Here is a 22,342-nt window from a genome sequence, read left to right as displayed (position 1 = left end):
GGCGCCGTGCCCGCGGCGTCGATGACGCCGGCCGCGGACGAGGCCGCGCTCGCCGGCTTCTGGGGCGGCGGCTTCGAAGGTGCCGACCACGTCAACGCACGCGGCGACCGCCTCGACCTCGCCGCCTGGCAGGGCCATGTCGACTGCCTCGAAGGCGACCATCTGCGGGCGCGCGCCGCCGGCCTCACCTGGGTCCGCGAGAGCATAGGCTGGCGCCTGGCCGAAACCGCGCCCGGCCGCTGGGACCTGACGCGTGCCGGGCGCATCGCGCGCAGCGCCGACAGCGCCGGGCTGCAGGTCGCGTGGACGCTGTGGCACTACGGCATCCCGCCCGACCTGTGCCTGCACGACGACCGGCTCATCCCGCGTTTCGCGGCCTTCGCCGCCGAGGTCGCGCGAACGGTCGGACGCGCCAGCTTGCAGCCGCCGCTGTTCACGCCGGTCAACGAGATCGGCTTCCTGGCCTGGGCGGCGTCGCAGCGCGGGCTGCTTCATGCGCCCGACGATGGGCCGGACACGGCCGACGAGGGTTCGCGCATCAGCGGCTACGCCGTCAAGCGCCGCCTGGTGCGCGCCGCGCTGGCGGCGATGGCGGCGATGCGCGAGGCCGAGCCGCGCTGCCGCTTCCTGCACGTCGAGCCCATCGTGCACGTGGTCGCGCCGAGTGGCCAGCCGGAGCTGGCGCCGCTGGCCGAACAGATCCGCAGCTGGCAGTGGCAGACCTGCGACCTGCTCAGCGGCCGCGCCGAGCCCGAACTCGGCGGCCATGAGGGTGCGCTCGACCTGATCGGCCTGAACCACTACCACGCCAGCCAGTGGGAGGCGCTGACCGAGCAGCGCCTGGCCTGGCACCTGCACGACGCGCGCCGCATGCCGCTGTCGCGCCTGCTCGCCGAGGCCTGGCAGCGCTACCGGCGGCCGCTGGTGCTGGCCGAGACCGGCCACGTCGGCGCCGGCCGCGCCGCGTGGCTGGACGAGGTCGCCGACGAAGTGCGGCGCGCCCGTGCCGCGGGGGTGCCGGTGCAGGGCCTGTGCCTGTATCCGTTGCTGGACCGTCCCGACTGGCACGAGCCCGCCGTCTGGCACCGCAGCGGTCTGTGGCACGTGCCGCCCGGCCGGCCGCGGCGGCGGGTGCTCGAGCCCGTCTACGCCGCCGCACTGGCCGCCTGGCAGCAGGCGCTGCCCGAGCCGCCGGCGCCGGCCGCGCCGCTGCTGCTGGTGTTCGCGCCCGAACCCTGGGAACCCCTGCCGCAGCGCACGCGCGAGATCGCCACGCGCCTGGCCGGGCGCTGGCGCGTGGTGGTCGTCGAACCGACGCAGCCCGGCGACGAACCGCGGCTGGACCGCATCAGCCGCGGACCGGCGCTGCTGTCGCTGGTGCCGCAGCTGCCGCCCGGCCTCGGCGCGGCGCAGGAGCAGCAGGCGCTCGAGGCATTGCTGCAGCAGGCCTGGCAGCACGAGGGCTGGCCGCAGCCGCTGGCCTGGCTCGCCCGGCCCGGCGTGCTGGCGCTGGCGCGTGCGCTGGAACCGGCTGCAATCGTCGTCGACGCCGGCTGCGCCGGGGCCGATGCCGACGCGCTGGCCGCCGCCGATTGGGTCGTGCGCGACCGGCCGGGGCCTGCCGCGACCGACTTCGTGCTGCCCGACGGTGTCGACCCGGCCGCTGGGGCTCGCGTCAGCGACGGCGGCTGGGACGGCTACGAAGCCGGGCATCTGCTGGCCGGGATCCCCGCGCCGCGCGTGCTGTGCGGCGCGATACCCGATGCCGCGGCGCTCGCGCTCGTGTGCGAACTCGCGGCGCGGCGGCCGAACTGGAGCTTCGTGCTCGCTGCCGGCGCGGGGCCGGGCGCGATGCCGCCAGCGCCCAACTTGCACCCGATCGGCTTCGCGCCGGCCCGGCTGCTGCCGGAGCTGGCCGCGCGTTCGGCCTGCTTGCTGCTGCCGACGCCGGTGGACGCGCGAGCGCCCGGCGTCGAGGCCTGGAGTGCACTCGCGACCGGGCTGGCCGTCGTCGCGCTCGGCGACCCGGCACCGGGCGTGCTACCCGGCCTGCTGCTCGCAGCCGATGTCGCCGGGCTCGCGTGCGCTGGCGACGCCGCGCTGGCCGAGCCGCTTGCGGCGCGTCTGGAGCGGCAGGCGCGGCTGCAACCGCTGCTGGAACAGCGGTCGTGGGCACCGGCGCTCGACCGGCTGCAACAGCACCTGCGCGCACTGCTGCGCTGAGCGATCACGTTTTCGCTTGTCGCATCACCCTCTGAAACAAAGCGCCTATCGTCGGCCCGGCTGTGCTTGCGCCGCCGCGGCCGTGGGCGTTGAATCGGGGTCCGCGATGGCATCGGGCGCGGCGGGCGCCACCCCGAGCAGGACACAGATCGATACAAGACCGTCGTACCCGCTCCCGGAAGCGGGGGCGGCGTCGCCGATGATCGTTCGACCGCAAACTCGCCATGGCGCTCACGAGGCGCCCGACACACCATGCCGATGCACCATGCCCTGATCGTGGACGACGACGTCGACTCGGCCACCACCTTGCGTGAGCTCGTGGCCGGCGACCGTTTCACGGTCGCGGTGGCCCACACGCTGCGCGACGCGCGGCGCCAGATCGCGCTGCAGCAGCCCGACCTCGTCCTGCTCGACCTGCGCCTGCCCGACGGCAGTGGCATGGACCTGTTCGCCGACCCGCAGCTCGTCGCCAACTCCGAGATCGTGCTGATCACCGGGCACGCCAGCCTGGACACCTCGATCGAGGCCTTGCGCCTGGGGGCCGCCGACTACCTCGTCAAGCCGATCGTGATGCGCCAGCTCGAAGGCGTGCTGGCGCGCTTCATGAAGCCCTCGGCGCTGAAAGCCGAGGTCGAGACGCTGAACGCCGGCCTGGCCAAGAGCGGCCAGTTCGGCCACCTCTGGGGCCAGTCGCAGCCGATGCTGCGGGTCTACGAGCAGATCTCGCGCGTCGCCGGCACCGCGGTGACGGTGTTCATCACCGGCGAGAGCGGCACCGGCAAGGAGGTCGTCGCGCAGTCGGTGCACGACCTGTCGCGCCGGCGCCAGCGGCCCTTCCTGGCGGTGAACTGCGGCGCGATCTCGCCCAACCTGATCGAAAGCGAGATCTTCGGCCACGAGAAGGGCAGCTTCACCGGCGCCGACCGCCAGCACCTGGGCTTCTTCGAACGCGCCAGCGGCGGCACGCTCTTCCTCGACGAGATCACCGAGATGCCGCTGGAGCTGCAGGTCAAGCTGCTGCGTGTGCTCGAGACCGGGCGCTTCATGCGTGTCGGCTCCACCGTCAGCCAGGAAGCCGACGTGCGCATCATCGCCGCGACCAACCGCCCGCCGCACCAGGCGGTGGCCGCCGGCCGGCTGCGCGAAGACCTGCTGTACCGGCTCAACGTCTTCCCGATCGAGCTGCCGCCGCTGCGCGACCGGCTGTCCGACGTCGGCCTGCTGGCGCAGCACTTCCTCGACGGCATCAACGCCCAGGAAGGGCGCAAGCGCAGCCTCAGCCCGGCGGCGCTCGAGCAGCTCGCGCAGTATCCCTGGCCGGGCAACGTGCGCGAACTGCGCAACGCGGTGCAGCGTGCCTACGTGATGGCCGAGGGCGACGTCATCGACGACCAGTGGCTGCCGCGTGCGGCGCCGGGCGCGGCACTCGTGCCGCCGGCGCCGGCGGCGGTCGTCGCGTCCGAACCCGCGCCCTCGGTGCCGCGCATGGACGTCGTCACGCTGCCCATCGGCACCTCGATGGCGCAGGCCGAACGTGCGCTGATCGAGGCCACGCTGCGCCACTACAAGCACCAGAAGGAGCGTACCGCCGCGGTGCTCGGGATCAGCCTGAAGACGCTCTACAACCGGCTCAAGGAGTACGCCGCCGACGGCGAGACCATGCCTTGAGCCTGAAGCTGCGCCGGCGCCGCGAGCGCGGCGAAGTAGCCGATGGTGCGCGCCAGCCCGTCGTCCAGCGCGATGCGCGGCGCCCAGCCCAGCGCGGCCTGGGCCGCGGCGATGTCGGGCTTGCGCCGCACCGGGTCGTCGGCCGGCAGCGGGTGGAACTCCAGCGCTGAGCGGCTGGACGTCAGGCGCAGCACGCGCCGGGCCAGCTCCAGCATCGTGTGCTCCTCGGGGTTGCCGAGGTTGATCGGGCCGACGGTCTCGCCGTCCATCAGCGCCAGCAGCCCGGCGACGGTGTCGTCGACGTAGCAGAAGCTGCGCGTCTGGCGGCCGTCGCCGTAGACCGTCAGCGGCCGTCCGGCGAGCGCCTGCACGACGAAGTTGCTGACGACGCGGCCGTCGCCCGGGCGCAGCCGCGGGCCGTAGCAGTTGAACAGCCGCGCCAGGCGCACGACGACGCCGCGCTCGCGCGCGTAGGCCATGCACATCGCCTCGGCGCAGCGTTTGCCTTCGTCGTAGCACGAGCGTTCGCCGATCGGGTTCACGTGGCCCCAGTAGTGCTCGGGCTGCGGGTGCACCTGCGGGTCGCCGTAGACCTCGCTCGTCGAGACGTGCAGCAGGCGGGCGCCGTTCAGCTGCGCCAGCTCCAGCAGCCGCCAGGCGCCGACCGCGCTCGACAGCACGGTGGCCACCGGGTGGCGCCGGTAATAGGCCGGGCTGGCCGGGCAGGCGAGGTTGAAGATGCGCTCGACCGCGTGCGCCTCGGCGGGCAGCGGCTCGGTGATGTCGTGGTGCAGGAAGCGGAACGCCGGATGGCGCTGCAACGGCTCCAGGTGACGGGCGTCGCCTGAGGACAGGTTGTCGAGCGCGAGCACGCGGCAGCCGCGTTCGAGCAGGCGCTCGCACAGGTGGCTGCCGACGAAACCGGCGGCGCCGGTGACGAGGACCGCGTGGGCGGTGGAGGGCGGCGGGTTTTTCATGCCGCCGCCCGGGCAGGCGGCGTGCCGGTGCGGCGCGCCAGTGCCGCGGCCTCGGCCATCTTCAGCGGTTCGCGCTGTCGCAGCGCGCGTTCCAGCAGCGTCGACCAGCAGCGGCTCACCGAGGCCTGGTCGCAGTCGCTCGGATGCAACTCGAAACGCTGCAGCGGGGCGCGGTACTGCACCAGGCCCAGCGTGCGGTTCCACAGCAGCGAGGCCTGGCGGCGCCAGGCGGCACGCGTGCTGAAGACGAAGCTGCGCGCGTGCAGCGCCTCGCCGCCCGGCAGCGCGTGCACGCCGGCCAGCGTGCAGGTGTAGTCGAAGGGGGCGGCGCGCACGGCGGCCCAGGCGCCGGGGCTCATCAGCCAGGCCGGGGCGACGAAGCCGGCGATCGGCAGCCCGTGGCGCTCGGCCCAGGCCAGGCCGGCGCTCAGGCGTTCGGCGGCGGCTTCGTGTGCGAGCGCGGCGAACTCGCCTTCGTTGTCGGTGTACCAGCGTCGCAGCAGGTGTTCGGCCAGGCTGTTCGGCCGCGGCCCGTCGTCGTGGTGGCTGTAGCCGTGCAGCGCCAGTTCGTGGCCGAGCTGAACCTGGCGCCGCAGCCAGCGCAGGAATTCCGGCGATGCCGCCTCGCCGTGCATCTCGGGCACGACCAGCAGCGTCAGCGGCAGCGCGACGCCGGCATGGCGCGCCACCTGCTGGCACTGGGCGATGACGCGGGTGCAGCCGGCCCAGCGCGACGGTGCGACGTCGTGCAGCACCACCGCGACGTGGCGCCTGGGCGCGGCGGCGGCAGTCACGAGGGTTGCGGCGGTGCGAACAGGACGCCGTGGCCGCGTGCGCGCTGGTGCTCGCGGATCGCGAGCCGGTAGCGCGCCGTCAGCTGTTCCAGCACCAGGCTCCAGTCGTGCGCCCGAGCGCGCGCCATGCCGGCCCAGGCCAGCGGCGAGGCGCCGTGGTCCAGCGCCGCACGCAAGGCCTCGGCCCAGACCTCGACACGCAGCGAGGGCACCGTCAGCCCGACGCCGGTGGCCAGTTCACCGAGTCCGCCGGCGGCGTGCACGACGACCGGCGTGCCGCAGGCCATGGCCTCCAGCGCCGACAGGCCGAAGGTCTCCTGGTCGCCGGCGTGCACGAAGGCATCGGCACTGGCCAGCAGCCGGGCGATGCGGCGCGTGTCGCTGCTCGCCGGCAGCAGGCGCACATGAGCGCCTTGCGGCGGGCGCGGCCCGGAGCCCATCGCGACCAGCGCGTGGCCGGGGCCGAGCCTGCGCACGGCGTCGGCCAGCAGGTCGAGGTTCTTCTCCGGCGCAAAACGCCCGGTGTAGACCAGCAGCCGCGTCGCCGGCGCCAGCCCGAGCCCGGCCGCGAGCCGCTCGCGCCAGCGCGGCGAGTTGGCCGCGGGCGTGAAGGCCGCGCAGTCGACGCCCAGCGGCTGGTGCTGGGCGTGGCTGATGCCGAGCGCGTGCAATCGCTGCGTCATCGCGCGGCTGGGCGCGAGCACGAGGTCGAAACGGCTGTAGAGCCGGCAGAGGTAATGGGCCGCATGGCTTTCGGCCCAGCGCCCACGTGCCGTCGCCGCCGGGCCGCCGACCAGACGCGCCATCAGCGTCGGCAGGTCGCTGTGGCAGAACGCCACCGAGGGCACGTTCAGCCGCGCGGTGGCGTCGAGCACGGCCCAGCCGAGCACATACGGGTCGGCGGCTTCGACGATGTCGGGTTCGGCGGCCTCGATCAGGCGAGCCGCGTGCCGGCGGCGCAGCACGAAGCGGTAGCCGCCGGAGGCGGGGATCGGCACGCCGCCGCAGTCGATCTCGTCCGCGCCGGTGGCGCCGGGCGCGAGCACGCTGTGGCGCCAGCCGCGTTCCAGCAGGCCTTCGCGTTTGGCGCCGAGCACCCGGTGCACGCCGCCGCCGCCCTCGGCGGTGCGGAACATCGACGCATCCAGCAGATGCGGGCGGCCACGCCGGTCGGTCGATGCGAGTGTCTGCATGGCGGCGCTGTCGGCAAATGGCGTTCCCGCCGTCGAATTGCCTCCAGCTGGCACCGAACACCATCCCTAGCTGCGCAGGACGCCGCGCGCCGGAGTCTCCCTAGAGTCGGCCGGCCGGAACGACCCGGCCTACATCAGGAGGAGCCCCATGAATCGAACCGGGATGCTGACGCTGGCGGGCGCGCTGACACTGGCTGCGGCCCAGGCCGGCGCCGCCGACTGGCAGCGCATCGACGCACCGCCGCCCGTCACCGGGCTGGACGGCCGCAGCCACGCCGCGACCTGTTCGGGCTATCCCGGCACCGACGCCACCTTCCGCTTCTGGACCCGTGCCGGCCGCAGCGACAAACTTGTCGTCTTCTTCGAGGGCGGCGGCGCCTGCTGGGACGACCTCACCTGCACCTACCCGGCCGCCGACGGCCTGCCCGAAGGCGTGCCACAGTTCTTCGTGCCCCAGGCACCGGCCGAGCCCGGCCCGAAAGACCTGGGCGGCCTGTTCCGGGCCGACGACCCGTCCAATCCGGTGCACGACTGGACCCAGGTCTACATCCCGTACTGCACCGGCGACATCCACACCGGCTCGGCGACGCGCAGCTACGCCAATGCCGGCCATCCGGTGTATCCGCTGCCGTCGACCTTCCCGATCGAGCACCGCGGCTTCGACAACTTCATGGTCGTGCTCGAGTGGGCACGCCAGCATGTGCCGGCGCCGAGCCAGGTGCTGGTCGCCGGCTCCAGCGCCGGCGGCTACGGCGCCACCGCCAACTCGCCCTGGGTCGCAAAGGCCTACCCGGAGGCGCGGCTGGCCGTGCTCGCCGACTCCAGCCAGGGCGTGACGACACCCGGTTTCGACTTCGGCAACCCGGGCCGCGCCGGCTGGAACCCGCAGCTCGCGCCCTGGATCTTCGGCGCGCCCGAGACCATGCCCGGCTCGCAGATGATGCATCGTGCCGCCGCCGGCCTGCCGCAGGCCCGGCTGGCGCAGTTCACGACCGTGCTCGACCAGGTGCAGGTCGGCTTCTACGGCCTGATGGAGCAGTACTACGGCCCCGGCGGCGAATGCCCCAACGTCGCGCTCGACTGGAACGGGCAGATGACGGCACAGCTCGCGTCCGACCGCACGCTGCCGAACTACCGCCATTTCATCGCCGCCGGCAGCTATCACACGCTGCTGCGCGACGACGGTTTCTACAGCGCACGTGCCGGCGGCCAGGCCTTCACCGGCTGGCTGCAGGCGCAGCTCGCGCCGCGTGCCGAGAGCCCGCGCTGGCAGAACCGCGCCTGCCGCGACTGCCTGCAGCCCTTGCCCTGCCGCTGATCAGGCGGTCGCTTCGGCCAGCAGCCGCAGCCAGTCGGCTACGAAGCGGGCGATGCCGAAACGCTCGCGCGCGTCGCGCTGGCCGGCCGCGCCCCATTCGGCCGCCAGGCCGCGGTCGGCGCGCAGCGCCTGCATCGCCTGCTCCAGGCGCTCGGGCCGGGTGTCGATGAAGCCGTTGCGGCCGCTGTCGATCACGGTCACGAGTTCGGTCGTCGCCAGGCCGACCACCGGCAGGCCGGCCATCATCGCCTCGATCGCCGCCAGGCCCAGGCTGGTGTGGCGGATCGGGTGGAAGAAGAATCGGTGCGCCGCCAGCGCCGCCGGCAGCTCCAGCTGCGAGAGCTCGCCGTCGCCGCCGACCGACGCGCTGTCCATGCCGACCAGGCGCAGCGGCACGCGTTCAGCCATCGTCTGGTAGACGTCCAGGCCGAGGCGGCGCCCGCGCAGCCGCAGGTTGTTGACGACGACCAGGCCGCGCAGGTCGGCGCCGGTCCAGGGCGGTTCGGCCAGCGGCTTGACGCCGTGTTCGATGACGCGCACCGGCACCGCGCCGTTGTCCCACATCAGCGCGTTGTACGGCGTCACGTGGACCAGCAGCGCGCCGGGGTCGGTGCACCAGTGCGGCGTGTCGGTGGGGCTCAGCTGCGGCGGGTCGTGCTCGAGCACGATGCGCGGCAGCGCGCGCTGCGCCGCGCTTAGCACCTGGTGCTGCTCCTGCTCCCAGGCCTGGCGCGACTGGAACAGCAGCACGTCGAAGTCCATCTCGCGCAGGCGCTCGACCGGCGCCTCGTGCACGTTGTCGCCCCAGGGCAGCACGCCGCAGCGCCCGCCGTGATGGGGGCTGCGCTGCTCGTCGGTGACGAGCCAGAAGTCGTGCGGCACCTGGGTCAGGTTGTAGAGGTAGTTGCCGTGCACGTGCCAGGTGAGGATGCGCAGGCGGCGCCGGGGGCGGAACTCAGGCATGGTCGGTCTCCAGCGCCGCCAGCGCCGCGGCGCGCACCGCGGCAGCCTCGACGCCGGCGGCGCATTCGTGTTCGGTCGGGCAGACGGGGTGGGCGCAGGGCCGGCAGGGCACCGGATGCCAGAGCACGCGGTGGCGGCTGGCGTCGCGCGGCGCCCAGCGCGCGACGTCGCTGCCGCTGGCGACGACGACGCTGGGCGTGCCCAGCGCCGCCGCGATGTGCGAGATGCCGGTGTCGTTGCAGACCACCAGCGCGGCACGTTCGACGATCGCGCCCAGCGTCCACAGCTCGGTGCGGCCGGCGAGGTCCAGCGCCGGTTGCCGCATCTTCTGCCGCAGCGCCGCGACCAGCGGCGCCTCGGCTGCGCTGCCGGTCAACACGACCTGCAGGCCGCTGTCGGCCAGCGCGTCGGCGACGGCGGCAAAACGTTCCGGCGGCCAGCGCCGCGACGGCAGCTGCGAGCCGGCGTGCACCAGGGCCCAGCGGCCTTCGCCGAGCAGCGCTGCGGCGCGGCGGCGGTCCTCGTCGAAGAGCGGGAAGTCCAGCTGCGTGCCGCGACGCGGCAGGCCGAGCGCGTCGGTCAGCACCAGCAGGCGCTCGAGCTCGCTGCCGTGCTCCGGCCAGGCGACGAAGCGGCGCCGGTCGGCCGCCGGCCGCGGCGTGCCCGGCGCCGCGAAACCGGCGTTCAGGCGCGCGCCGAACGAAGCCAGCAGCGGGTTGACGACGGCGCCGCTGCCATGCAGCTGCAGCGCCAGGTCCCAGCGGCGCTGGCGCATCGTGGCGACGAAACCGAGCGCCTGGGCCAGCGGTGCCGTCTCGGTTTCGGGCAGGCCGGGCCAGCCGGGCAGCTCGATGAACTCGTCCAGGCTCTCCAGGCGCTGCACCAGTTCGCGCGCCCAGGGCAGGCCGACGAGCGCGATGCGTGCGCCCGGCAGCCCGGCCCGCAGCGCACGCAGCGCCGGCGTCGCGCACAGCAGGTCGCCGAGCATCAGCGCGCGCAGCACGACGACACGGCGCAGGCCCGCCGGCAGCGGGTTCACACGAAGGCGACGCGGAAGTGCCAGGCGCCGCGCAGCCGCCAGTAGACCGCGAGGAAGGGGATCAGCGCCGAGGTCGCCAGCATCTCCAGCACATGCGCCGGCCGGCGCGTGGTGGTGCGCAGCCGGCGCCAGGCGAAGGCGGCGATCAGCGCCAGCGCGATCAGCAGCGCCGCACCGGCCGTCACCGGCGCGCCGGCCAGCAGCAGCAGCGGCGCCGTCAGCACCAGCGCGACGACGGCGAAGTAGTCCCAGGGCGGCACCGGGTGCACACGTTCGCGGTAGGCGCGCGGGTGCTTGCGGTAGAGCAGGGCGTCGTAGAAGACGTTCTTCTGCTGGCGCAGCGACACGCCCCAGCGCTCCGGCCGCACCGGGTGCAGCACGATTGCCGCGTCGCAGCGCCCGACCACACCCACGGCCTCGAGCCGGAACTGCAGGTCCGAGTCTTCGCGCCAGGCGCGGCGGAAGCGCTCGTCGAAGCCCTGCAGCAGCTGCAGCGCCGCGCGCCGCACGAAGGCGTTGGCGGTGACGAACTCGGCCGTCTCCAGGCCGCGTGTCATCAGCTCGTGGTCGGTGGGGCGCTCGTCGGCATCGTCGGGCCGCGGCACGAGGACACGGCCGCCGACCGCCACCCAGCGCCCTTGCGCCATCGCGAACAGCCCGGCGTCGAGCCAGCCCGGGTCGGCGATGGTGTCGTCGTCGGTGAAGGCGACGACATCGGCCGCGGCAGCGCGCCAGCCGGTGTTGCGTGCCACCGCCGGCCCGTGGCCGCTGTCGGCGCGCAGGTAACGCAGCAAGCCGGGCTGCAGGCCGATGGCGAAGGCCTCGACCGCGGCGTGCGTGACGTCGCTGCGTTCGTCGTCCACGACGAGGATCTCGTAGTCGGCCGGCGCCAGCGTCTGCGCCGTCAGCGCCTGCAGGCAGCGCAGCAGCAGCGCCGGGCGGCCGTGCGTCGGCACGACGACCGAGACCCGCGGCCGGCGCGCCTGCGGGTCGCGCTGCGGAGCGTCGGCCGGCAGCGCGCTCACGCGGCCTGCACCTCGCGCGCGCGGCGCTTGACGATGACGCAGCGGCCGATCGCGAGCGCGTCCAGCGGCGTCGCGAAGAAGGCCTCGAGCGCGTCGTGCGGGCTGCAGACGATGGGCTGGCCGCGCACGTTGAACGAGGTGTTGACCAGCACCGGCACGCCGGTCAGCACGCCGAAGCGCCGCAGCAGCGCATGCAGCCGCGGGTTGCTGTCGGCCTGCACCGTCTGCACGCGTGCGCTGCCGTCGCTGTGGCAGGCCGAGGGGATGCGCGCCAGCCGGTCGGCGCGGGTCTGGAAGGTGAACAGCATGAACGGCGCTTCACCGCCGTTGGCCGTGGCCGGTTCGAACCAGTCGCCGAAGTCCTCCAGCGGCAGCACCGGCGCCACCGGGCGGAAGTCCTCCCGGTCCTTCAACTCGTTCAGGCGCTGCTGCATCGCCGGCGAGATCGGCGACGCCAGGATCGAGCGCGCGCCGAGCGCACGCGGGCCCCATTCCATGCGCCCCTGGTACCAGCCGACGATGCAGTCGGCCGCCAGCAGCTGCGCCGTGCGGTCGACGAGCGCGGCGTCGTCGGCGCAGACCTCGTAGTCCAGGCCGGCCCAGGCCAGCGCCTTCTCGACCGCCTCGTCGCTCCAGGCGGGGCCTAGGTAGGCGTGGGTCTGGGTCCATTCGCGTGCCGCCAGCGGCAGTGCGCCCTGCGCGTCGGCGGCGCCGTCGCCGCCGGCCGCAGCCAGGCGTTCGCGGCCGTCGACCCACAGCGCCGCACCGAGTGCGGTGCCGGCGTCGCCGGCCGCCGGCTGCACCCAGACGCGCTCGAACGGGCCTTCGTCGCGCAGCCGCGCGTTCATCAGGCAGTTCAGTGCCACGCCGCCGGCCATCGCCAGCTGGCGCTCGCCGCTGGCCTCGCGCAGCCAGCGTGCGATCTCCAGCGCCTTGGCCTCCAGCACCGCCTGCAGCGAAGCCGCCAGGTCCAGGTGGCGCTGTTCGAGCGCGGCACCGTGCCGGCGCGCCGGGCCGGCGAGCGCGGCGAAGTCCATCGCGCCGACTTCGAACCGGCCGTCGCCGTGTACCGTCACCGCGGCGCCGATCTCGCGCGCCCAGCGCGGCTTGCCCATCGCTGCCAGCGCCATCACCTTGTACTCGTCGCTGGCGTGCAGGAAGCCGAGGTAGGAGGTGGCGCGTTCGTACAGCAGCCCGAGCGAATGCGGCATGCGCACCTCGCCCAGCGGCCGGTAGCGGCCGTCGCGCCAGACGCCGTAGCAGCTGGTCGCACGTTCGCCGCGGCCGTCCAGCGTCATCACCGCGCAGCTGTCGAACGGTGCGGCGAGGAAGGCGCTGGCCTGGTGGCACAGGTGGTGCGGCAGGTGGTGGAAGCGCCAGTGCATGGCCTCGGGGCGCGAGCCGTACAGGCGCGCGCGCAGGTGGTGCGGCGCGCCGTCGCGCAGCTGGCGCGGTGCGTTGACGACGTAGGACAGGAACAGCGGGTCCCAGGGGCTGTCCCAGGGTGCCAGGCGCGCATCGGCGGTCGGTCGCAGCGGCAGCAGGATGCGGTCGTCGGCGCGCAGGTCCTCGCGGCCTTCGGCGAACAGCGCCGGGTCCAGGCTGTAGCCGACGTGGTCGACCGCCTCCAGCGTCAGGCCGGCGTGCTCCAGGCACCAGGCGATGGCCTGGAACGGCAGTTCCCAGGCGGTGAAGGGCAGCGGCCGCTTCGCGTGTTTGATGCGCGAGAAACGCTCCTCCTCGGCGGCGGCGACCGGAACGCCGTCGACGACCAGCACCGCGGCGCTGTCGTGGAAGGCGGCGTTGAGTCCAAGCGTGATCATGCGTCCTGCTCCATCTTCATCGTGCGTTGCGCCGAGGCGAGGGCGAGCGCGGCCTCGGCCGCTTCGTCGACGCCGACGCCCAGCAGGCAGCCGTGGTGCACCTGCGGGCAGCGGCTTTTCAGGCACCAGCGGCACGCGACCGCGTGGCTCAGCACACGCGCCGGGACGCGCCAGGGCGTGTGCTGCGGATTGGTCTGGGCGTAAAGCACGAGCACCGGCGTGCCGACGGCGGCCGCCAGGTGCACCGGGCCGCTGTTGTTGCCGACCAGGAGCTCGGCACCGGCGATCAACGCCGCCAGTTCACCCAGCGTCGTCGGCCCGATCGTCCGGCCCGCGCCGCGCATGCCCGCCAGCACCGCGGCGCACAGCGGTTCGTCGGCGCCGTCGCCGGCCACCAGCACCGCCAGCCCGGCCGCGGCCAGTGCCCGGCCGACGCCGGCAAACCGTTCGGCCGGCCAGCGCCGCGATGCGGCCGATGCGCCCGGGTGCAGCAGCGCGTAGCGCCGGCGTCGCGCCGCGCCGGCGCGACGCCGGCGGCGGCCAGGGCTGCGGCCACGCGCGCCCGGTCGGCCTGGCGCAGCTCGAAGCGCAGCCGCTCGTCGTCGGTGCGCCAGCCGACGGCGGCCACCAGGTCGAGCTGGCGGCGCACCTCGTGGCGCATGGTGTCGGCCACGTGGTCGGGTTCGGCTATCCAGTCGCTCAGCAAGGCATAGGGATTCTCGCGGTTGTGCGCGAGCACCAGCGGAATGCCGGCCATGCGGCACAGCAGCGCGCCCGGCAATGCGCTCTGGGTGCAGACGGTGAAGATCACCGCGGCGTCGTAGGCGCCGTCGGCCAGCCGCAGCAGCAGCGCGGTCTCGGCCAGGCCGATCGCCGTCTTCGGCGTGCCGCCGCCGACCCAGGGCGCGTCGAAAACCAGCAGCTCGTCGACGAAGGGCAGGTGGGCAGCCGCGGCGGCGCCTGCGGGCGAGGTGAGCAGCGTCAACCGTGCTTCCGGCGGCAGGCTCTCGCGGATCGCGGCCAGCGCTGGCGTCGTCATCAGCAGGTCGCCCAGGTTGTCCAGCCGCAGCGCGAGCACGCGCCGCGCCTGCGACCAGGCGCGCCGGGTGCCGGACAGCAGCGGCAGGCCCGGCGTCACCGGCCGGGCTCCGGGCGTTCGGTGCGGGCGTCGGCGAGCACCCGGTGCACGACCTCGTCCCAGTCCTGCACCCGCGCCTGCGGCGCGCGCAGCGGGCCGTTGCGCCACAGCGTCTCGCCGCCGCTGTCGTAGAGGATGCTGCGGCAGCCGGCGCGGCGCCCGGCTTCGACGTCGTCGAGCGTGTCGCCGACCATCCACGACGCCGCCAGGTCCAGCTGGTGGCGCTCGGCGGCGGCCAGCAGCATGCCGGGTTCGGGCTTGCGGCAGGCGCAGGCCGGGGCGCCGCTGGCCAGCGGCGCGTGCGGGCAGAAGAGGAAGTCGGTCAGCTCGACACCGGCCTCGGCCAGCAGCCGTTCCTGCAAGGCCTGCCGCAAGACCTCGAACTGCGCCGCGCTGAAGCGGCCCAGCGCCAGCCCCTGCTGGTTGCTGACGACGACGATCGCGAAACCCGCCTGCGCCAGCGCCGCCAGCGCCTGCGGCGCCGCCGGCTGCCAGGCCAGCAGCGCCGGGTCGACGTTGTAGGGCCGGTCGACGACCAGCGTGCCGTCCTTGTCGACGAAGACCGCCGGGCGGGTGTTCATCGCCGCCCCGCGGCGCCGGGCGCCGGCATCAGGAAGCCAGGCGCGCGGCGGTGCGCGCCTGCGGAGCGAGCTGCGGCGCCCGCCGGCGCTGCGTCAGCAGGCCGGCATAGAGCCTGGCCAGCTCGGCGGCGACGAAGTCCCAGGTGAAGCCGGCGCGCACGCGGCGCACCCCGGCCGCACCGAGCGTGCGCGCCAGCGCCGGGTCGGCGTGCAGCGCGACGATGCGGGCTGCGAGCGCGTCGGGATCGTGCGGCGGCACCAGGAAGCCGGTGCGGCCGTCGAGCACCGTGTGGCGGATGCCGCCGACCGCGCTGCCGATCACCGGCGTGCCGCAGGCCATCGCCTCCAGCGGCGTGATGCCGAAGGGCTCGTACCAGGGCGTGGTCGCGAAGACGTCGGCGGCGACGTACCAGTCGCGCAGCTCGTGGCGCTCGCGCCGGCCGACGAACTGCACCCGGCCGCCGACGCCGCCGAGTGCGGCCAGCATGCGCAGCCGGGCGATCTCCGGCGTGCGCGCCGCATCGGGCGTGCGCGTGTCGCCGCCCACCACCACCAGCCGCGCCGGCAGCGCCGGCGGCAGCCGCGCCATCGCCTCGACGACGGTGGCGATGCCTTTGCGCGGCACCAGGCGGCCGAGCTGCAGCACGATGAACTCGTCCGGGTCCAGCCCCAGCCGCCGGCGCGCGGCGGCACGGTCGCCGGGGCGGAAGGCCGCGGTGTCGACACCGCAGGGCACGCAGGCGATGCGCTCGCCCTCGGCGTCGTACAGGCGCTCCAGGTCGTCGCGGTCCTGCGGGCATTCGGCGACCAGGCGTTCGCTGCGCCGCACCAGCGTGCGTTCGATCGCGATGCGGGCCGGCGGGAAGGTGTCGGCGCTGCCCTGGTGTTCACGCCGCACCAGGCCGAGCGCGTGGAAGGTCGTCACCAGCGGCACGCGCAGGCGCCGCTGCAGCGCCAGGCCGACCCAGCCCGACATGAAGAAGTTGGCGTGCACGACATCGGCTGCCTGCACCGCCTGCAGCTGGCCGGCGGCGCGGGCGAAGGCCGGCATGTGCGGCAGCAGCGCCTCCTTCGGCACGAAGGCCGCCGGGCCGGCGTCGATGTGGTGCAGGCGCAGCCGGGGCGCCATCTCCAGCTGCCGCGGCAGCTCGCGGGTGTCGCGCCGCGTCAGCACGTCGACGCGGTGCCCGGCCGCGGCCAGCCGGCGCGCGACGTGTTCGACGTAGACGTTCTGGCCGCCGGCGTCCACGCCCCCGGCACCGGCCAGCGGCGAGGCGTGTTCGCTGATGAGCACGACGTTCATCGGGGATGGCGGCATGGCGGTGCAGGCGAGGGTGGTGTTGGCGCGGCGTTCGGCAAACCGCATGCCCCGGCGCGTCAGCGTCTGGGCGGCCGCGTGCGGCCTTTCAGCGCCCGCCGCCGAGCCCCCGCGCGCCCTTGGCCATCGGTTCAGGCCGCGCAGGTCTCGCCGGCCGGCAGCACGCTGAGTTCGTGGATCGCCGTCTCGCCCGGCTGCAGCAGCACGAAACGCACGACACGCGCGACGTGCAGCGGGTCCTGCAGACGGTCCGGGTCGAGCTCGGGGAATCGCTCGAGCATGAAGGGCGTGCGCAGGCCGCCGGCGACGATCGCGCAGACCTTGACGCCTTGCGGCTCGAGTTCGGCCTGCAGCGCCTGCGACAAGCCCAGCAGCCCCCATTTGGTCGCGTGGCAGACACTGGCGTGCGGGCCGACGCTGCGCGAGGCGTGCGGCGCGATGTTGACGATGTGGCCGCCGCCGGTCTGGGCGGCCATCAGCGGCGCGCAGAGCTTGGCCATCACGAACGGGCCGGCCAGCTGCGACGTGATCGCGCCGTGGATCTGCTCGACCGACAGCTCGGCCAGCGGCGCGGCGATCTCGAACGCGGCGTTGTTGACGAGCGCGTCCAGGCGCCCGAAACGCCTGTGCACGGCCGCGACCGTGCGTTCGCAGGCCTGCACGTCGCGCAGGTCCAGCCGCAGCGCCATCACGTCGATGTCGCGTTCGGCCAGCACCGCGGCCCAGTCCTCGGCGCGCTCCAGCGCCGGATCGGCGAGCACGACGCGGGCGCCGGATTCACCGAGCACCTGCGCGATCGCAGCGCCCAGACCCTGGGCACCGCCAGTGATCAGCACGACACGTCCACGCAGGGACGCGGTTTCGGGCGCCTGGGCGCGGAGCAGGGCGGGCAAGGTCATCGGTCTTCCTGGGGCGGTTTCGGTTCGGGATGGACGCCGTGCGGGCATGACGGCTTCGTGGCAGGGGCGCTCACGGCGCTGTCACGCGGCACCGGCTCAATGCAGCCCGGAAAGCCGCTGGCAGCGGCACGCATCCGGGGGCAGATGGCAATCGCCATGCCGCGCCGGGAACGGCCCTTGCCGTCGGACCTCACCGAGAGCCAGACCGTGCAGATCGCCTACGTCACCGAAACCTACCCGCCCGAGATCAACGGCGTCGCGCTCACCGCCGCCCGCGCGGTGGCCCATCTGCGCGCTGCCGGCCACCGCGTGCTCGTGGTCCGGCCGCGCCAGGCGGGCGAAGCGCTCTGCGACGACGAAAACGAGTGGCGCAGCCACGGCGGCCCGATCCCGATGTATCCCGAGCTGCGCTACGGCCTGGCCCGGCGCGGCGCCTTGCGCCGGCGCTGGCGCGAGCTCAAGCCGGCGCTGGTGCATGCCGCCACGCCCGGGCCGCTGGCGCTGGCCGCGCTGTCGGCGGCACGTGCCGAAGGCATCGCCACCAGCGCCGACTTCCGCACCAACTTCCACGCCTACAGCCGCCACTACCGGCTGGGCTGGCTCGAGCCGGTGGTGCTGGCCTGGCTGCGCCGGCTGCATGCGCTCGCCGACTGCAGCTTCGTGCCGACCGCCGCGCTCGCCCGCGACCTGCAGGCCGCGGGTTTCGTGCGCCTGGCGGTCAGCGGCCGCGGTGTCGACGCGACCCGTTTCGACCCGGCGCGGCGCGACGAGGCGCTGCGTGCCAGCTGGGGCGCGGCGCCGGCCGACCCGGTGCTGCTGCACGTCGGGCGCCTGGCCGCCGAGAAGAACGTGGCGCTGGCGCTGCGCTGCTGGGAACGGCTGCGGCAGGAACGGCCGGCGCTGCGCCTGGTGGTCGTCGGCGACGGGCCGCAGCGCGCGCAGCTCGAGCAGCGCCATCCGCAGGCACGTTTCGTCGGCCTGCGCACCGGCGACGAGCTCGCCCACCACTACGCCAGCGCCGACGCCTTCGCCTTCCCCAGCCTCACCGACACCTTCGGCAACGTCACGCTGGAGGCGTTGGCCAGCGGCCTGGCCTATGCCGGTTTCGACGCCGCCGCGGCCGCGGTGCACGTGATCGACGGCGACAACGGCCGGCTCGCGCCTCCGGGCGACGAAGCCGGTTTCGAGCAGGCGCTGCAGGCCGCGCTGGACGAAGCCGCCCCCGACTCGCGGCTGCGCCGGCGCGCCCGGGAGAGCGCGCTCGCCGCCGACTGGAGCGCGGTGCTGCAGCGTTTCGAGCAGCGGCTGTGCGCGGTCGCCGAGCGGCGTGCGTTCGACCGGGTGGGTGATGCCGCGCTGGCTTGATGCCTCGCGCCTGCAAGGCGTGGCGCTGGACCGCCGCTGGGCGCTGGCGCTGCATCGCGGGGCGACGCGCCCGCTGCTGGTCAAGCTGCTGGTGCTCTGCTGCAGACTGGGCGACGCCGGACCCTGGATCACGCTGTGCGTCGCGCTCGCGGTCTTCGGCGGGCCGACCGGGCGCCATTGTTCGCTGCTGTTCGCCGAACTCGGCCTCGTCAACCTGATGCTGTATTCGGTGCTCAAGCGCGGCACGCGGCGTTCGCGGCCTTTCGACCAGTGCCCCGGCATCCGCGCCTGCTGCCCGGTACCCGACCGTTTCAGCTTCCCGAGCGGGCATACGCTGCACGCGGTCGCCTTCGGGCTGCTGCTGGCCGGTTTCTATCCGGCCTGGGCGCCGCTGCTGGCGCTCTTTGCGCTGCTGGTGGCGCTGGCCCGCATCGTGCTGGGGGTCCATTACCCGAGCGACGTCGCCGCCGGTGCCGCGCTCGGCGCGCTGACCGGCACCCTGGTGCTGATGACGCTCTGAAGCAGCAGGAGGACACATGGCCGCCATTCCCGAGCCGATCACGCCGCGCAAGTTCGAATGCCGCTGCAGCCGGCCCGTCTTCTTCCGCAACAGCGAGTGCATCGCCTGCCACACGCCGCTGGGTTACGACCCCGAGCGCCGGCGCCTGCTGCCGCTGGAGCCGGTGCCCGGCATCGACCTGTGGAAGGAGGCACGCCCGCGCCGGCCGCGGCGCTACCGGCGCTGCGCCAACCTGGACAGCGCCTCGGGCTGCAACTGGCTCATCGACCCCGCCGACGAAGGCGCGCTGTCGCCGCAGCAGTGCCGCTGCTGCCGGCTGACACGCACGCTGCCCGACCTGTCGATCATGGCCAACGCCGAACGCTGGGCGCGCCTGGCGACCGCACAGCGGCGCCTGGTGTCGCAGCTGATCGGGCTGGGCCTGCCGGTCAAGAGCCGGGTGGCCGAAGACACCCAGCGCGGCCTGGCCTTCGACCTGCTGCAGACGCCACCCGGCGGGCCGGCGGTCGTCACCGGGCATGCCGACGGCATCATCACGATCGACGTCGAGGAAGCCGACGACCCGACGCGCGAGCAGCGCCGGCATGCGCTAGGCGAGCCCTACCGCACGCTGCTCGGCCACCTGCGGCACGAAGTCGGCCACTACTACTGGCAGCGCCTGGTCGACAACAGCGGCTGGCACGAGCCCTTCCGGCGCCTGTTCGGCGACGAACGCGCCGACTACGGCGCCGCGCTCGCGCGCCACTACGAGCAGGGTGCTCCGCCCGACTGGGGTGCGCGCCACGTCAGCGCCTACGCCAGCAGCCACCCGTGGGAGGACTGGGCCGAGACCTGGGCCCATTACCTGCACATGATCGATACGCTGGACACCGCACGCAGTTTCGGCCTGGACGGCGAGACGGTGGAGCTGAACTACGAACGTTTCGGCAACTCGGCGCTGGCCGACAGCGGCGACCGCAATCCCGGGCCCTTCCTGGCGATCGTCAACGGCTGGATGGAGCTGACCGGGGTGCTCAACGAGCTGTCGCGCAGCATGGGCGTGGCCGATTTCTATCCCTTCGTGCTGTCGCCGCCGGCGCTGCGCAAGCTGCATTTCGTGCACCGCGTGGTCGGCGTGCGTACGCCGGCGCCGGCCGCCGAACGTGTGCAGCCGAACGGGGCGCAGCCTTTGTGGTCGGGGGCGCAGACGGCATGAGCCCTCAGGACTTGTCCGGGGCTCATTCCCGCCTGGCGGGACCGGCCGCCAGGACTAAGGGTGCCCCAGTGAGATGCACCGGCCTGGTCACGCTGCTGATGGCGCTGGCGGCCGGTGCCGAGGGCGCGAGCGCGCCGTTGTCCGACGACGCGCGTGCGCTGGTGGCCGCGGTCGTCGCCGCGCGCGACCACGGCGCGCGCCCCTTCGCCGTCATCGACAAGCGCCTGGCGCGGCTGTGGGTGCTGGACGCGCGTGCGCGTGTCGTCGGCAGTGCGCCGGTGCTGCTGGGGCTGGCCGCCGGCGACGACTCGGTGCCCGGCATCGGCGAGCGGCCGCTGGCGCAGATCCGCCCCGAGGAGCGCACGACACCGGCCGGGCGCTTCGAGCTCGAACCCGGGCGCAACACCCGCGGCGACCACATCCTCTGGGTCGACTACGAGGCCGCGGTGTCGATGCACCGCGTGCGCCCGACGGTGGCGGCCGAGCGCCGTCTGCAGCGTCTGGCTTCGGCGACGCCGGCCGACAACCGCATCTCGTTTGGCTGCATCAACGTGCCGGCCTCGTTCTACGACCAGGTCGTGTGGCCGACCTTCTCGCGCCGCCCCGGTGTCGTCTACGTGCTGCCCGAGTGGCGCAAGCCGGCCCAGGTGTTCCCGCAGCTGTTGCCGTCGGCCGAATGAAAAACGGAGCGCCGAGGCGCTCCGTTGTGCCGGGGGGCCAGGCTTAGTTGCGGTCGCTGCGCGGCTGGCGCATCGTGTCCGTGCTGCTGCCGTCGGTGCTGCTGCCGGTACCCGTCGTCGAGTTGGTGCCGGTGCCGCCCAGGGTGCCGGACGTGCCGGTGGTGCCCGTGCCCGTGCCGGTGCCGGTCACGGTGCCGTTGCGCGGGTCGCCGACGCCGCTGTTCGGGCCGCCGGCCGGCGTGCCGGTCTGCGAGCCGGTGTTCGCCGGATAGGCATCGGTGCCGCCGCCCTGGCCCTGGGTGCCGCTCTGGCCCTGGCCCGTGCCGGTGCCGGTGCCCTGGGCGAAGGCGGCGCCCGAAGCGAGCATCGCGCCGACTGCCAGCGCCGTGAGAGTCTTGTTCAGCTTGGTCATGTCCTGATCTCCGATCTGTTGAGTGGAAGGACCGCCGCGTCGTGCGGCGCACGTCGCGGTCGTCCGCCCCCTGGACTTGGCAACGTCCGTTCCCACGGCCTGTCGGAGAGCAGGCGGCTTGTCAGTCGGATGTGTCCGGCGGCAACCACTCGTCGAGCCGGCGCAGCACGTGCACCAGGTCCATCGGCTTGTGCCAGACCTCGGCGAAGCTCGACGAGCCGACGCCGAAGCCGTGTTCGGCGGTGACCGCCACCGCGCGCACCTCGCGCCAGCCGAAACGCAGGCGCAGCAGCGGCAGCAGTTCGCTGCCCAGGCAGTCGGGCAGGCGCAGGTCGACGAGCAGCAGCTGCGGGCTGATCGTCGGCGCGATTGCAGCCGCCGTCGCACCGTCGGCGGCGACGATCAGTTCCAGATGCGGCCGGCGGTCGAACAGCGCGCGCATCAGCTCGGCGTTCAGCGGTTCGTCCTCGATGTAGAGGACCTGTGGCCGGGCGCGGCCGGGGACCGTGCCCGCGGCCGCTGCGGCACTGCTGGAGCGCGTCTCCAGCGACTCCGGGGCGCTCATCTGCCGTCGCCCCGGGTTCCCGGAAAGCGCTTCGGCAAGCTTTGCCGCGGCGCAGGTCTGCAAGAGCTCATCGGGAACCTCCTTTGCCGACATCGGCCATCGACGCCCCAAGGAAGCAAGACATGGACCGAGAAGAACGCAGCTTCGGCGTGTTCAAGCCCGAGGGGCACGTCGTGATCTCGTTTCCCTCTGCCGTGCAGGCCGCGGCGGCCGAGCAGGCGCTGGCCCCGCTGGCACTGCCGCCGGGCGACCTGCGCCGCTTCAGCGACCGCGAGATGTTCGAGCGCCTGGACGAGGACCTGGCCCACGCCAGCCCTCTGGCCGCGCTCGGGCAGGAGCTCAACCTGGCGAAGGCGCAGCGTGAACTTGCCGCACGCGGCTACCACTGGCTGGTCGTGCGCGCCGGTGACGACGAACTCGCCCAGCGCATCGCGGACGCGGTGCGCCCGCACGGTGCCGAACGCGCCCAGCTCTACGGCCGCTTCGTCATCGAGGAACTGATAGACCACCCGGGCGACCTGCCGCAGGTCGCCGAGTCGCCCGACCGCGGCCTGGATGCCCAGACGCGGTCGGGCGAAGAGGGCGAACGCGCCGACCTGCGGCCGGCGCCCGAGGACACGCCGCGCTGAGCCGGCATCACAGGAGC

The 22,342-nt window shown here is 74.0% G+C and carries 21 protein-coding genes; 8 read left to right on the top strand and 13 right to left on the bottom strand.

Annotated elements, in window-relative coordinates:
* Positions 1–21: 21 nt before the first annotated feature.
* Both CKO43_RS01085 and CKO43_RS01080 read left to right on the top strand, forming a co-directional pair.
* The gene (locus tag CKO43_RS01085; protein ID WP_200377588.1) at positions 22–2,223 is read left to right on the top strand and encodes a glycosyltransferase family protein; all 2,202 of its coding nucleotides are present in this window, start codon (positions 22–24) and stop codon (positions 2,221–2,223) included.
* A gap of 258 nt (positions 2,224–2,481) precedes the next feature.
* Positions 2,482–3,891, top strand: a complete 1,410-nt coding sequence (locus CKO43_RS01080) for a sigma-54-dependent transcriptional regulator (RefSeq protein ID WP_200377586.1) — start codon at positions 2,482–2,484, stop codon at positions 3,889–3,891.
* On the opposite strand, the gene CKO43_RS01075 is transcribed toward CKO43_RS01080, so the two are convergent.
* The 3 genes from CKO43_RS01075 to CKO43_RS01065 are packed head-to-tail and all read right to left on the bottom strand — an operon-like array spanning position 3,843 to position 6,855.
* Entirely contained in the window at positions 3,843–4,868 is a 1,026-nt protein-coding gene (locus tag CKO43_RS01075) for a UDP-glucuronic acid decarboxylase family protein (protein WP_200377584.1), read from the bottom strand. The two genes, CKO43_RS01080 and CKO43_RS01075, sit on opposite strands and share 49 nt — an antisense overlap.
* Positions 4,865–5,662: a DUF2334 domain-containing protein gene (locus CKO43_RS01070; protein ID WP_200377582.1), complete on the bottom strand. Its 798-nt coding sequence runs from the start codon at positions 5,660–5,662 to the stop codon at positions 4,865–4,867. Before CKO43_RS01070 ends, CKO43_RS01075 begins: the two co-directional genes overlap by 4 nt.
* Positions 5,659–6,855: a glycosyltransferase gene (locus CKO43_RS01065; protein ID WP_200377580.1), complete on the bottom strand. Its 1,197-nt coding sequence runs from the start codon at positions 6,853–6,855 to the stop codon at positions 5,659–5,661. The genes CKO43_RS01070 and CKO43_RS01065 overlap by 4 nt, the downstream gene beginning before the upstream one ends.
* A 148-nt stretch (positions 6,856–7,003) precedes the next feature.
* On the opposite strand from CKO43_RS01065, the gene CKO43_RS01060 reads away from it, so the two are divergent.
* Positions 7,004–8,173, top strand: a complete 1,170-nt coding sequence (locus CKO43_RS01060) for a pectin acetylesterase-family hydrolase (RefSeq protein ID WP_200377578.1) — start codon at positions 7,004–7,006, stop codon at positions 8,171–8,173.
* Here the strand turns inward: CKO43_RS01060 and CKO43_RS01055 are convergent, their stop codons facing one another.
* The 8 genes from CKO43_RS01055 to CKO43_RS01020 all read right to left on the bottom strand — a co-directional run bounded on the left by CKO43_RS01055 (position 8,174) and on the right by CKO43_RS01020 (position 16,959).
* Entirely contained in the window at positions 8,174–9,136 is a 963-nt protein-coding gene (locus CKO43_RS01055; RefSeq protein ID WP_200377577.1) for a glycosyltransferase, read from the bottom strand.
* A complete protein-coding gene (locus CKO43_RS01050; protein ID WP_346728191.1) occupies positions 9,129–10,175 on the bottom strand; it encodes a glycosyltransferase family 9 protein in 1,047 nt (348 codons plus the stop codon). The genes CKO43_RS01055 and CKO43_RS01050 overlap by 8 nt, the downstream gene beginning before the upstream one ends.
* The gene (locus CKO43_RS01045; protein WP_200377651.1) at positions 10,172–11,191 is read right to left on the bottom strand and encodes a glycosyltransferase family 2 protein; all 1,020 of its coding nucleotides are present in this window, start codon (positions 11,189–11,191) and stop codon (positions 10,172–10,174) included. The genes CKO43_RS01050 and CKO43_RS01045 overlap by 4 nt, the downstream gene beginning before the upstream one ends.
* A 5-nt stretch (positions 11,192–11,196) precedes the next feature.
* Positions 11,197–13,023 (bottom strand): carbamoyltransferase family protein, encoded by a 1,827-nt coding sequence (locus tag CKO43_RS01040; RefSeq protein WP_200377576.1) that lies wholly within the window; start codon positions 13,021–13,023, stop codon positions 11,197–11,199.
* The gene (locus tag CKO43_RS26265) at positions 13,020–13,787 is read right to left on the bottom strand and encodes a glycosyltransferase family 9 protein (RefSeq protein WP_200377575.1); all 768 of its coding nucleotides are present in this window, start codon (positions 13,785–13,787) and stop codon (positions 13,020–13,022) included. Before CKO43_RS26265 ends, CKO43_RS01040 begins: the two co-directional genes overlap by 4 nt.
* Positions 13,788–14,157: 370 nt before the next feature.
* Positions 14,158–14,742 carry a D-glycero-alpha-D-manno-heptose-1,7-bisphosphate 7-phosphatase gene (locus CKO43_RS01030; protein WP_200377574.1) on the bottom strand — a complete coding sequence of 195 codons (585 nt, stop codon included), beginning with the start codon at positions 14,740–14,742 and terminating at the stop codon, positions 14,158–14,160.
* A gap of 28 nt (positions 14,743–14,770) precedes the next feature.
* Complete coding sequence (locus CKO43_RS01025; RefSeq protein WP_200377573.1) at positions 14,771–16,045, bottom strand: glycosyltransferase; 1,275 nt, start codon at positions 16,043–16,045, stop codon at positions 14,771–14,773.
* Between the two features lie 146 nt (positions 16,046–16,191).
* Complete coding sequence (locus CKO43_RS01020) at positions 16,192–16,959, bottom strand: SDR family oxidoreductase (protein WP_200232410.1); 768 nt, start codon at positions 16,957–16,959, stop codon at positions 16,192–16,194.
* Positions 16,960–17,136: 177 nt separating this feature from the next.
* On the opposite strand from CKO43_RS01020, the gene CKO43_RS01015 reads away from it, so the two are divergent.
* From CKO43_RS01015 to CKO43_RS01000, 4 genes are all read left to right on the top strand, one after another.
* Complete coding sequence (locus tag CKO43_RS01015; RefSeq protein WP_242481015.1) at positions 17,137–18,324, top strand: glycosyltransferase family 4 protein; 1,188 nt, start codon at positions 17,137–17,139, stop codon at positions 18,322–18,324.
* Complete coding sequence (locus CKO43_RS01010) at positions 18,308–18,844, top strand: phosphatase PAP2 family protein (RefSeq protein ID WP_200377572.1); 537 nt, start codon at positions 18,308–18,310, stop codon at positions 18,842–18,844. Before CKO43_RS01015 ends, CKO43_RS01010 begins: the two co-directional genes overlap by 17 nt.
* A gap of 16 nt (positions 18,845–18,860) precedes the next feature.
* Entirely contained in the window at positions 18,861–20,039 is a 1,179-nt protein-coding gene (locus CKO43_RS01005) for a zinc-binding metallopeptidase family protein (RefSeq protein WP_200377570.1), read from the top strand.
* A 98-nt stretch (positions 20,040–20,137) separates the two neighbouring features.
* Complete coding sequence (locus tag CKO43_RS01000) at positions 20,138–20,719, top strand: L,D-transpeptidase (RefSeq protein WP_200377648.1); 582 nt, start codon at positions 20,138–20,140, stop codon at positions 20,717–20,719.
* 43 nt (positions 20,720–20,762) lie between these two features.
* On the opposite strand, the gene CKO43_RS00995 is transcribed toward CKO43_RS01000, so the two are convergent.
* Both CKO43_RS00995 and CKO43_RS00990 read right to left on the bottom strand, forming a co-directional pair.
* Entirely contained in the window at positions 20,763–21,131 is a 369-nt protein-coding gene (locus tag CKO43_RS00995; protein ID WP_200232435.1) for a hypothetical protein, read from the bottom strand.
* A gap of 121 nt (positions 21,132–21,252) precedes the next feature.
* On the bottom strand, positions 21,253–21,696 hold the full coding sequence (locus CKO43_RS00990; protein WP_200377568.1) for a response regulator: 444 nt from the start codon (positions 21,694–21,696) through the stop codon (positions 21,253–21,255).
* Positions 21,697–21,818: 122 nt separating this feature from the next.
* On the opposite strand from CKO43_RS00990, the gene CKO43_RS00985 reads away from it, so the two are divergent.
* A complete protein-coding gene (locus CKO43_RS00985; protein ID WP_200377566.1) occupies positions 21,819–22,325 on the top strand; it encodes a hypothetical protein in 507 nt (168 codons plus the stop codon).
* The last annotated feature ends 17 nt before the right edge of the window (positions 22,326–22,342 follow it).

Source organism: Rubrivivax gelatinosus (assembly GCF_016583785.1).
Lineage (GTDB): Bacteria > Pseudomonadota > Gammaproteobacteria > Burkholderiales > Burkholderiaceae_C > Rubrivivax > Rubrivivax gelatinosus_B.
The sequence above is the reverse complement of the archived record's forward strand: the minus strand, read 5'-3'. Positions and strand labels throughout refer to the sequence as shown.